9 protein-coding genes are annotated in these 10,503 nt (G+C 70.6%); all 9 read right to left on the bottom strand.

The annotated features are described in order from the left end of the window. Window positions 1–49 precede the first annotated feature (49 nt). Window positions 50–1,675: a LuxR family transcriptional regulator gene (locus tag JNB50_RS25750; protein WP_208040190.1), complete on the bottom strand. Its 1,626-nt coding sequence runs from the start codon at window positions 1,673–1,675 to the stop codon at window positions 50–52. A 180-nt stretch (window positions 1,676–1,855) separates the two neighbouring features. Beyond that, on the bottom strand, window positions 1,856–2,428 hold the full coding sequence (locus JNB50_RS11045) for a hypothetical protein (protein ID WP_208040189.1): 573 nt from the start codon (window positions 2,426–2,428) through the stop codon (window positions 1,856–1,858). 69 nt (window positions 2,429–2,497) lie between these two features. Further along, complete coding sequence (locus JNB50_RS11040; protein WP_208040188.1) at window positions 2,498–3,871, bottom strand: LLM class flavin-dependent oxidoreductase; 1,374 nt, start codon at window positions 3,869–3,871, stop codon at window positions 2,498–2,500. 2 nt (window positions 3,872–3,873) lie between these two features. Beyond that, a complete protein-coding gene (locus JNB50_RS11035) occupies window positions 3,874–5,019 on the bottom strand; it encodes an acyl-CoA dehydrogenase family protein (protein WP_208040187.1) in 1,146 nt (381 codons plus the stop codon). Beyond that, window positions 5,016–5,990: an ABC transporter permease gene (locus tag JNB50_RS11030; protein WP_208040186.1), complete on the bottom strand. Its 975-nt coding sequence runs from the start codon at window positions 5,988–5,990 to the stop codon at window positions 5,016–5,018. The genes JNB50_RS11035 and JNB50_RS11030 overlap by 4 nt, the downstream gene beginning before the upstream one ends. Then, window positions 5,987–7,072 carry an ABC transporter permease gene (locus tag JNB50_RS11025; RefSeq protein ID WP_208040185.1) on the bottom strand — a complete coding sequence of 362 codons (1,086 nt, stop codon included), beginning with the start codon at window positions 7,070–7,072 and terminating at the stop codon, window positions 5,987–5,989. Before JNB50_RS11025 ends, JNB50_RS11030 begins: the two co-directional genes overlap by 4 nt. Continuing rightward, complete coding sequence (locus tag JNB50_RS11020; protein ID WP_208040184.1) at window positions 7,069–8,580, bottom strand: ABC transporter ATP-binding protein; 1,512 nt, start codon at window positions 8,578–8,580, stop codon at window positions 7,069–7,071. The genes JNB50_RS11025 and JNB50_RS11020 overlap by 4 nt, the downstream gene beginning before the upstream one ends. A 19-nt stretch (window positions 8,581–8,599) precedes the next feature. Continuing rightward, a complete protein-coding gene (locus tag JNB50_RS11015; protein ID WP_208040183.1) occupies window positions 8,600–9,625 on the bottom strand; it encodes a BMP family ABC transporter substrate-binding protein in 1,026 nt (341 codons plus the stop codon). Window positions 9,626–9,780: 155 nt separating this feature from the next. Beyond that, entirely contained in the window at window positions 9,781–10,494 is a 714-nt protein-coding gene (locus JNB50_RS11010) for a GntR family transcriptional regulator (RefSeq protein ID WP_208040182.1), read from the bottom strand. Between the last annotated feature and the right edge of the window lie 9 nt (window positions 10,495–10,503).

Below are 10,503 nucleotides of genomic sequence, written 5' to 3'. Positions count from 1 at the left end.
GCCCTCACCGGGGTTAGCCCTCACCGGGGTTAGCCCTCAGCAGGCCGGCTCAGCTGTCGTCCTCCGCCACGAGGTGCCGATCGATGGCCACCGCGATCGCCTCGTCCCTGCTCGAGACACCGAGCTTGCGGTAGATGCTGCGCAACTGCGTCTTGACGGTGTTCACCGAGACGACCAGCTCCGACGCGATGCCGGTCGGCGAGCTGTGCCGCATCAGGGCCGCGAGCACGACCTGCTCGCGTTCGCTGAGGATCGTTTCCGGGGTCGTGTCGGCGAGGACCGAGCGGATGTCGCGTCCCTCGAGCACGCGGCCGAACCCGTGTTCCACCAGGGCTGCGTGGACCCGTTCGAAGTCGGCGGGAGGGATGAGCGCCAGCGGCATCCGCAGACCGGTGTGCTCGAGCAGCGAACCGAGGTGCTCCAGCACCCCGTCCGCCCGAATGCTGGAAGGGAGTCGGAGCAGGGCTGCGGCCTCGATCGTCCGCGCTTCCGCCACGACCCGGGGTGGGAGGTCGCTGCCGGCGACCCTCCGCAGCTCCCGGAGCGCTGCGCCGCTGCGGCCTGCGGCGAGCTCGACCCGCGCCTGCGCGACGTGACGGTCGGCCCCTGGCGTCGCGTCGCGGAGCAGGATGCTCCCGGCGGCGTCGTGCGCGCCGAGCCCCAGTTGGAGCAGCGCACGGGTCGGCGCGAGGCGAGCTCGTGCGGTCGGTGACCGTCCCTCGCTCCGCGACGCCACGACCGCGTCCAGTCGCGAGAGTCCGTCACCGGGCCTCCCGGAGAGCAGCGCGGTCAGGGCTTCGGTCGTGGCGATCGTGAGCCAGTGCTCGATCGTGCGCGGATCGTTGACCATCGCGGCGAGGTGGGCGCGCGCCGTTGTCGGGTCGAACTCCTCCAGCGACGAGATCGCTTCTGCGACGCGATAGAAGGTGCCCGTGTACATCGACCGTTGGTCGTCGGACCACTCGGAGGAGCGCGCGAGGTCGAGGTAGACCCGCGCTTGGTGCAGTTCGCCTCGCAGGGCGTGGATGCCCGCGAGCATCGCCAGGTTGCTGAATCCTTCGGAGGATCGTCTGGCCGTCGATTCGGCCAGGCCCGACTCGAACGCCGAGAGGGCTCCGTTCAGGTCGCCCCCGTAGTAGAGGCTGACACCGGCCTGCGAGTAGACCCGGGGAAGCGAGCTGACCGATTCGAGCTCGGCTGCGCTCATCGCGTCGAGGATCCGGATGGCCGAGCGTGCGGGCCCGACGCCCATCGCCGGGCGACCGATCAACCGATAGACGGCGCTCTCGCTGACGAGGATCAGTGCGCGGTCCACCGGGTCGAGAGCCACCCGGCCGGAACGTGCCGCGCGCACCGCGGTGGCGAAGTAGCGCAGCGCCCTGACCCGCTTGTGCGGAACGCCGTTGTAGCAGACGCCGAGCATTATCGACAGGAGCGGGTGATCGCGGAGCGCAGCAGCAGGGATGGTGTCCAGCGCCTGCCTCAGCGCGTCGCCGTGGGATCGAAGCAGCTCGAACCAGTGCCGGCGCACGAGTGCGTTCGCCGACTCCAGATCCCCGCGGGAGATCATCGCCGACAGCGCGGACGCCACCTGTTCGGCATCGTCCGGACTCTCGGGAGGCAAGCCCGAGGGTGAACCGACTTCGTCATGGAGATCGTCATAACGATCACTCACGTGGGCCTCCGGGTCGAATGCGAGACATCATCGACCGGACGACGACGCCCCCGACTCGGCGAGGGTCGTCCCGGATGTGTCGCCCGGACACGCACCGGCCCGTGGCGTCGGCTGGGCAGCCCACGTCGCCGGAAATCGGTGCGGTGGCTTCACGCTACCGGATCGGCGCGCGGTGCCGCTTCACTGGCGGCCAGTGGGCCGACGCAGCAGCCGACCGATGGCAGCAGCTGCCCCGGCCGCCGCCAGTTGTCCGACGGCTCGGCCTGCGAAGGTCGCCGCGAGGATGAGCGGGACCCGGTGGGCCGGCGACAGCACGGGATAGGACACGAGAAAGAGCACGAGGGCGGAGACGAGCGCGGCGACGACATACGCCCACGGCGGCGCACTCCGATCGGCGCTCCCCCTGGCGACGCACCAGAGCACGGAATCGTACGCGGCTCCCGCCCCGACGAACAGCACGACGATGAGCAAGCCGATCGGGCTGAACGGAGCGGCGAACACGGCCGCCACGATCCCGACCGCCGTCGCCGCCCAGGCGTAGCCGAGAAGGCGACGGGCGAGGAACGGCACGACGCTGTACGCACCGGCGATCAGCGCGTACAGCGGCGGCGAGAACGCGGCCGTGGCCGCGCTGAACGGCGAGAAGGCCACCACGACGAGTGCGCCGGCAGCTCCTGCTGCGGCCGTCCCCAGCACGGGTCGGAGCACCGACAGCGGACGTCCCGTCGTTCGAACGCGGTGGTCGATGGTCATTCGAGCGCTCCTTGTCCCGTGGCGGAGTCCACATCATTGCACAGTGACGGAAACATCGTCGTCGGGTGGCTATCGCCCGAACGCCGCCCGCCGGAAGCCTCTGGCTCGATGCTCGTCGGGGAGGAAGGGTCCGTTGCCGAAGATCTTCTCTCGCAGCGTGCCCTCGCGGTACTCCGACTGCATCAGTCCGCGCTGCTGCAGCACGGGAGTGACGTGGTCGACGAAGTCCTCGAACGAGCCGGGTGAGACGACGTACTGGACGTTCATCCCGTCCACGCCGGCGTCGTCCCACGCCTCCACGTGGTCGGCGATCTGCTCGGGGGTGCCGACGACGCGGAGGTTGCCGAACCAGCGCACGAGTTCGCCGATGGTGTACTGCGGGTTCGGGGACATCGCGATGAGCTTGCCGACGATGCCTTCCTGTCCTTCCGGGCGCTTGGCGATCTCGCCGATCGGCTCCTTCGGGTCGAGCTGACTGAAGTCGTAGCCGAGGAAGACGCTCTGCTTGGCGAGGTTGGCGTCGATGCTCTGGAAGTCCGTGATCTCCTCGTGGAGCCGGCGGGCCTCCTCTTCGGTGCTGCCCACCACGAAGCCCAGGATGCCGAACAGCTTGACGTCCGAAGCCCTGCGCCCGTGGCGCACGGCGGCCGCGCGCACGTCGTTCACGACCGGCTCCGCCTCCTGCGGGCTCAGCGCGTTGATGAACAGTCCTTCGGCATTGCGGCCGGCGAAGTCACGGCCGCGCGGCGACACCCCGGCCTGGATGAGGAACGGCGTGCGCTGCGGCGACGGCTCGGTCAGGTGCGGCCCGACGACGTCGTAGAACGGGCCGACGTGGTTGATCTCGTGGATCTTCGCCGGGTCCGAGTACTGCTGGAGGCGCTTGTCGCGCACGACCGCGTCGTCCTCCCAGCTGGCTTCCCACAGCTTGTAGACGACGTCGATGTAGTCGTCGGCGCGCGCGTAGCGGTCCTCGTGCTCCGGGAGGCCGCCGAAGCCCAGGTTGCGCCCGGCTCCCGGGAGGAATGTGGTGACGATGTTCCAGGCGATCCGGCCGCGGGTCAGGTGGTCGAGCGTCGACATCTTGCGGGCGAACGCGTACGGCGGCTCCTGCAGGATGTTCTGCGTCAGCACGAAGCCGAGGTTCTCGGTGGCGTACGCCAGGGCCGGGATGAGCTCGCCCGGGTCGTTGATCGGGAACTGCATCCCGCTGTAGACCGCCCGCTCGCGCGAGCCCTCGAAGGCCTCGTACGGCGCGAGCACGTCGGCGAAGAACAGAGTGTCGAAGCGGCCGCGCTCCAGCAGCTTCGCGACATCCGCCCAGTAGTGGACGTCGTTGTAGCGCAGCTGCTCGCTGCCGGGCCACGCCCACATCCCCTGGTCGTGGTGCGACACCGAGAAGATGTTGAACGCGTTGAAGATCATCCGCTGCCGATCGGCCATGGTCAGGCCACCTCCTCGTTCTCGACGGTCTCCACGACGCCCAGCACCTCTTTGCCGATCTCGGTGGCGAGCACCTCGGTCGAGTACGCCATCAGCTGGCCGGCCTGCGCATTGCGGAGGTGGCGCTGGATGGGCGACTGCTTGAGATAGCCGGAGGCACCGCCCACGCGCACGCCGAGCTGGGCGACGTCGACCGCGACCTTGTTGGCGAGGTACTTCGCGCGCGACAGGTTGCTGAAGAACTCCGGCCGGCCGGCGTCGGCCTCGGCGAGTGTGCGCTGGAAGAACGCGTGCACCGCCTCCAGCCGCGACTGCGCGTCGGCCACCTCGTGCTGGATCCACTGCTGGTGCGAGAGCGGCTTGCCCAGGATCGCGCGGCCTCGCGCGTGGTCGACGAGCGACGCCAGCGCCGCATCCGCGATTCCGAGCGAGATGGCAGGGAGGCCGGCCGGCACTGCAGCGAAATCGCCCGGTCGCGGCGAGCGCCCGCGGAACTCCTCGCGCAGCAGGGTGTCGCTGAACGACAGCAGCTGGCTGCGGGTGGCGCGCAGGCCGAGGGTGTCCCAGATCGGGATGATCGTCACCGTCTCGTCCGGGATGACGGCGAAGAAGGTCGGCTCGCCGTCGACGAGCGCGTTGACGAGCAGGTAGTCGGCGATCTCGCTGCCGGAGACGAAGCGCTTGGTGCCGTCGAGCAGCCAGCCCCCCTCGGCGCGCCTGGCCTCCTGCTGCGGGTTGAGGAAGCGGTTGCCGCTGGTCGGCTCGGAGAGGGCATTGGCGAATCGTTTGCCGGCGAGCAGCTCGTCGGCGAAGAAGCTGCCCTGCCGCTCGCGGGTGAGCTCGGCCAGGCCGACGGCGGCTCCCGAGTGCATGGTGACGATCGTCGCGGTCGACGGGTCGGCGGCGGCGAGGATGCGCACCGCTTCGCCGAACGCCTGATAGCTCAGCCCGGTGCCGCCGAGGTGAGCAGGGAGCACGGCCGCGTCCAGCCCCGCCTCGTGCAGGGCGGCGAGGTTGCCGACCGCGATCTCGGCGCGCTCGTCGAAGCCGCCGGCCTCGGCTGCGAATCCCTCGGCGAGACCGGCGATGCGGTCCAGAAGGTCGCGTTCGGCGGCGGGCAGGTCGTGGAGGCTGGTCGGGGCGGTCATCGGACTCCTTCGGGTTCGGGGCTGACAGATTCTGAGCGGGCGGAGCGCACGGGGCGGCCGACGGAGCGTCGCGCACGGGTGCGCCGGTAGACGCGGCGCGAGACGACGCACAGCACGAAGAGCGTCGCGAGGTAGGGCAGTGCCTGGAACAGCTCGACGGGCAGGCCGAGGCTCTGCGTCTGGGCGAGCAGCGCCAGGCTGTTGAAGAAGGAGAACAGCAGGGCGCCCGCGATGAGACCGATCGGTGTGCGCCGGCCGATGATGACCACGGCGAGGGCGATGAAGCCGGTCCCTCCGGTCATCCCCGGCGAGAAGGTGCCGATCTCGGCGAGCGGGACCGTGGCACCGGCCAGGCCCGCGAACCCGCCGGCGATGACGGCGGCGACGATCCGGAACGCCGCGGGAGAGATGCCGCGCGTGCGTGCGACGGCCTCGTCGTCGCCGACCGCCCGGAGCCGCAGACCGAAACGGGTGTGGTCGAGCACGAGCCATGACACGACGACGAGCAGAACGGAGAGGTAGAAGAAGACGCCGGCTCCGGCCAGGCCCGGCCCGACGATCGGGATGGCCTCGATGAGAGGGAGGTGCAGCGGAGGCTGCGTCTGCACCGTCTGGTTGGTGTGGCCCGCCGGGTTGAGCACCTGGTAGAGGAACACGCTGAGGCCCGAGCCGAGCAGGCCGATCGCGATTCCGACGATGATGATGTCGGCCTTGGCCAGAGCGGAGGCCGCACCGACGAGCAGGCCGAGCACCAGCCCGGCGATGATGCCGGCGAGCACTCCGACCCAGACGCCGCCGAGGTGCGAGCCGAGCACGCCGAAGACCGCCCCGACCAGCATCATCCCTTCGATTCCGACGTTGAAGCCGCCGGTGCGTTCGAGGAAGATCTCACCCAGCCCGGCGATCACGATCGGCGCGCAGAGTGCCAGCGCACCGGCGAGGACGACCGTCCAGAAGTCCACCGGGCTCATGACGCCACCTCCGCCTTCGCGGCGGCGGCGTCCGCGCGTTCCCGTCCGCTCAGCTTCACGGCGGCGAGTGCCAGGGCCGCTGTGAGGAGCAGGACGCCCTGGGTGACGGTCCCGATCGCGGTCGGGACCGTCCCTGTGGCGATCTGCACGCCCGCCGCCCCGGTGCCGAGGGAGGCGTAGACGACCGCCGCGATGGCGATGCCGAGCGGATTCCCGCGCCCGAGCACGGCGACCGCGAGACCGGCGAACCCGATCCCGGCCGACACATCGGGTTCGAGCCGCTGAGTCACGCCGGCGACCTGCATCCACCCGGCCAGCCCGGCCGTCGCGCCGGAGACGATCATGGCGGTGAGCACCGCCCGCCGCGGCGTGAGCCCGAGCCTGGCAGCGAGCAGCGGGCGTGAGCCGTAGACATCCAGGACGAACGCGTTGCGGCTGCGCGACCACCACCAGGCGACGACGAGCAGCACAGCGACGACGACGATGCCGACGTGGATGCGTCCGGGCACGGGCAGCATCGGGAGCTGCGAGGGGCCCGGCAGCGGCGGGCTCTGCGGACTGGCGTTCGTCGCCGGGTCACGCAGCGCCGTCCGCAGCAGATAGGTCAGCAGCGCGACGGCGAGGTAGTTGGCCAGGAGGGTGAAGAGAATCTCGGTCACACCCCACCGGATCTTCGCGACCGCTGCGGGCAGCGCCCACAGCACACCGCCGACGACACCGGCCAGCGCTCCGAGCGGAAGGGCCAGCACCGGGCTCGCGTGCGGGCCGAGCCACAGGGCCAGCGCTGTGGAGAACACGGCGCCCAGAATGGCCTGCCCTTCTGCGCCGATCGTGATCACGTCCGCACGCAGCGCCACGGAGACCCCGATGGCGACGAGCGCGAGCGGCGTCGCGTTCGCAAGAGTCTGGGTCAAGTTGTAGCCGTCGCCGAACGCACCGGTGAACCAGCCGTTCAACGCGACTCCCAGGTCACCGCCGGTGGACGAGACCAGCAGGAGCACGATCGCGAAGCCGGCGATCACGTACAGGGCGGCGATCAGGAGGCCGCGACGTCGGCGCGCGAAGGCGAGCACGGAGTTCATCGGGATGCGCCTCCCTCGGTGTCGGCGATGAGGCCGGCCATGGCCCGTCCCACGCGCGCGCTCTCGAAGTCGTCGGCCGCGAGCGCGTCCACCATGCGACCCTTCGAGAGGATGAGGATCCGGTCGGCCAAGTCGCGGATCTCGTCGATGTCGGCGCTCACGAGCAGCACGGCGGCGCCGGCTGCGGCAGCGGCACGGATCTCGCCGCGGATCACCGCGCTCGCGTGCAGGTCCAGGCCCTGAGTGGGGCCGTGGAGCACCGCGACCGCCGGCGCCCCGTCCAGTTCCCGGCCGACCAGCAGCTTCTGCTGGTTGCCGCCCGAGAGCGTGCGGGCGGTCAGCTCGGGATTCGGTGGTCGCACGTCGTGACGACGCAGCAGCTCGGAGGTGAAGCTGCGGGCGGCCTTCCAGTCCACGAGACCGTGGCGGACGAACCGGCCGCCGCCGCCGAGGGTGCGCAGCACCGCGGAGCGCGTGAGCGTCGCATCGGGCAACAGTGCCTCCTCGCGCACCTCAGGCACGTAGGCGAGGCCCGCGCTCGCGGCGCGATCCGGCCTGCCGGTCACAGGGACGCCGTCGACGACGACGGTGCCCGTCTCGACGGAGAGCACGCCGGCGGCCGCCTCGGCGAGCGCCGTCTGTCCGTTGCCCGCCACGCCGAGCACCCCGACCACCTCCCCGCTGTGCACGGCCAGGTCGATGTCGTCGATCCGGGCTCCCGCGCCGGAACCGGAGACTCCCCGCAACTCCAGGCGCACCACTCCCGTGACGTCGTGGGCGCGTCGCGGGACATCGGGGACGGAGCCGACCATCGCCCGGACCAGCTGGTCGTCCGACACCTCCGACACCCGGGAGGCGAGGGAGACCCGGCCGTGGGAGAGGACGGTGACCTCGTCCGCGACCTCGCGGACCTCGTCCAACCGGTGAGTGATCAGCAGAACGGAGCAGCCTCCCGCGGCGAGCGCACGGACGCGGTCGAAGAGAGCGGCGGTCTCGAAGGGTCCGAGTGCGGACGTGGGCTCGTCGAGCAGGAGGATGCGCGCGCCCTGGGCCAGCGCGATCGCGAGCTCGCCCAGTTGACGCTGTGCGAGCCCCAGGTCGCGCACCCTCACATCCGGCTCGATCGTCAGCCCGGCCGACTCGGCCGCGGAGCGCAGCAGTCGCGCCGCCCGGCCACGCCGCGCGATGCGCTCGGGCTGCACGAGGATCAGATTCTCGGCCAGCGTGAGTTCGGGGATCAGGCTGAGCTGCTGCGCCACGAGTCCGACCCCGTGCCGGATGGCCGCCTGCCGGCTGCCGAAGATGACGGGCTCGCCGCCCACGGTCAGCCGACCGGCAGTGGGCTGTTCCAGCCCCGCCAGGATCTTCAGCGCGGTCGATTTGCCCGCGCCGTTCTCTCCGACCAGGGCGTGGACGGTGCCGGGCGCGAGCGCCACGTCGACGGCGTGCAGCACCTGGGCGCCTCCGAAGGATTTGGAGACGCCCAGGAGCGCGAGATCGGAACTCATCGGCAGTGTGTCAGGAGGATCAGCCGACCGACGGGACCTTCAGCTCGCCGCTGGCGAGCTTCTTGGCCAGCTCGTCGACCTGGGCCGCGATGTCCTTGGGCAGGCCGGGGGCAGCGCCGACCGGGTTGATGTCGGCGAAGATCAGGCCCTTGTTGGCGATCGTGGAGGTGTAGGAGCGGTTGCCGAAGTCGCCCTTCTTCAGGTGGCCGACGACCTCCTCCAGCGTCGGGGTGAAGTCGAGCTTGACCAGGCCGATGTTGACCGCCTTGGCGTCGGACGAGGACGTGGACGACGCACCGAGGGTCGCGATCCCGCCTGCCTTCGCGGCGGACAGCACGCCGGGGGTGTAGCCCTCCGCACCGGTCACGATCAGCTTGGCGCCCGCCGCGATCTGCGCCTTGGCGGCCTGGTTGGCGAGGGCCGGGTCCTCCCAGCTGCCGGTGAAGATCGGCTTCAGCTCCGTCGCCGACGGGTTGGCGTCCTTCAGGCCCAGCGTCAGCGCCTTGTAGGTGGTCTCGTTGAACGGCGCCAGCTGGCCATCGACGACGCCGACCGGCGAGAGACCGGTCTTGCCCGCGACCCAGCCGGTCAGGTAGCCCTGCTGGTCGCTCGCGTACGTCCAGGTCTCGACGTTGGCGGTGGCCTTCTTGAGGATGTCGGCCGAGCCGGTCGCGACGAAGTGCGCCTTCGGCTGCTCCTTGGCGACGGTGAAGACCGAGTTGGCGAAGTCGAGGCCCCAGCCGATGATGAGGTCGTAGCCCTGCGACGCGTACTGGCGGAAGGCTGCCTCGGCGTCGGAGGAGGTCGTGACCGACTCGCGGATCTGAGCCGTGATCTCCCCCTTCTTCTCAAGGGCGTGCGCGGCGTCGGCCGCGTACTGGTTGAAGCCGCCGTCGTTGGCGAGGCCGCCGAGCACGACGGCGACCTTCAGCTCGTGGGCGGAGGAGGTCGCGTCGCCGCCGGCCGAAGCGCCGGAGGAGCACGCCGCGAGCACCGCGACGACGGGAATGGCGATCAACGGGGCGATGAGGGAGCGCAGCTTCATGGCGGGCGCCTTTCGTCGGGTTGTGGGGGGTGTGCACGTCGCGGAATGTGAGTGCGGTGCAACTTGTCGACAAGTTTGCCCAGCCGTGCAACCCGAAGGCCATGCCGCGCGAAACACAACGACACACGGCATCGCGGCCCGGGCCGCTCAGACGGTCAGATCCCGGCCCACGGCGGGCGAACCGACCGGGCGAAGGAGTAGCGAACGACCTCAGGGAGGTGATGCTCGAACGCGTAGAACAGCCGGCGCCCGCTCACCGAGACGCCGATGAGCTCGAAGGTCAGGACGGGGGTTCCGACCGGCCTCTCCAGGAGGCTGGCCCGCTCGGGGTCGAGCGCCTCGGCGCCGGGGGTGGCGACCTCCCAGACCAGCGACTCGTTCCACACCTGGGTCACGGCCATGAACACGGACTCGTCGAGCTCTCGCTCCTCGAAATCGGGCAGCAGCAGATAGCCCGAGGCGAGCATCGCGGGCTGGCCGTCCGCGCGCCAGCGTTTGACGCTGCGCAGTGCGGGGCTTCCCTCCGGCACGTCCAGCAGGGCCGCCACATCCGCGGGGAGCCGCTCCACCTGCGAGGCGAGGATCTCGACACCGGCCTGGTATCCCATGCGCGAGAGCAGCACGGTGTGCTCGAACTGGTCCTCCAGCCGCACGCTCATGCGCAGACCGACGTGGTCGACGGTGGTGGGTGCGCCCTGACGCCGGCGCAGGATGCCCTGGCGCTCGAGCTCGGCCAACGCGTTGCGCAGCTGCTGGCGCGTGCAGCCCAGTCGGGAGGTCAGCTCCAGTTCGCCCGGAAGCGGGGAGTTGGCCGCCGCCGCCTCACGGACCTCGCGGAGGAGTTCGTTGTGCAGGCGGCTCTCGGTCACAAGTTCAGA

Source organism: Leifsonia sp. TF02-11 (assembly GCF_017565305.1).
Taxonomy (GTDB): Bacteria; Actinomycetota; Actinomycetes; order Actinomycetales; family Microbacteriaceae; genus Leifsonia.
Note: the sequence above shows the minus strand (reverse complement) of the source record. Positions and strands in the feature narration are given on the sequence as shown.

Excerpts from the sequence above, each read along its gene's own strand:
- JNB50_RS11015 (WP_208040183.1), bottom strand. The coding sequence starts at position 9,625 with ATGAAGCTGCGCTCCCTCATCGCCCCGTTGATCGCCATTCCCGTCGTC.
- JNB50_RS11035 (WP_208040187.1), bottom strand. The coding sequence starts at position 5,019 with ATGACCGCCCCGACCAGCCTCCACGACCTGCCCGCCGCCGAACGCGAC.
- JNB50_RS11020 (WP_208040184.1), bottom strand. The coding sequence starts at position 8,580 with ATGAGTTCCGATCTCGCGCTCCTGGGCGTCTCCAAATCCTTCGGAGGC.
- JNB50_RS11030 (WP_208040186.1), bottom strand. The coding sequence starts at position 5,990 with ATGAGCCCGGTGGACTTCTGGACGGTCGTCCTCGCCGGTGCGCTGGCA.
- JNB50_RS11025 (WP_208040185.1), bottom strand. The coding sequence starts at position 7,072 with ATGAACTCCGTGCTCGCCTTCGCGCGCCGACGTCGCGGCCTCCTGATC.
- JNB50_RS11040 (WP_208040188.1), bottom strand. The coding sequence starts at position 3,871 with ATGGCCGATCGGCAGCGGATGATCTTCAACGCGTTCAACATCTTCTCG.
- JNB50_RS11045 (WP_208040189.1), bottom strand. The coding sequence starts at position 2,428 with ATGACCATCGACCACCGCGTTCGAACGACGGGACGTCCGCTGTCGGTG.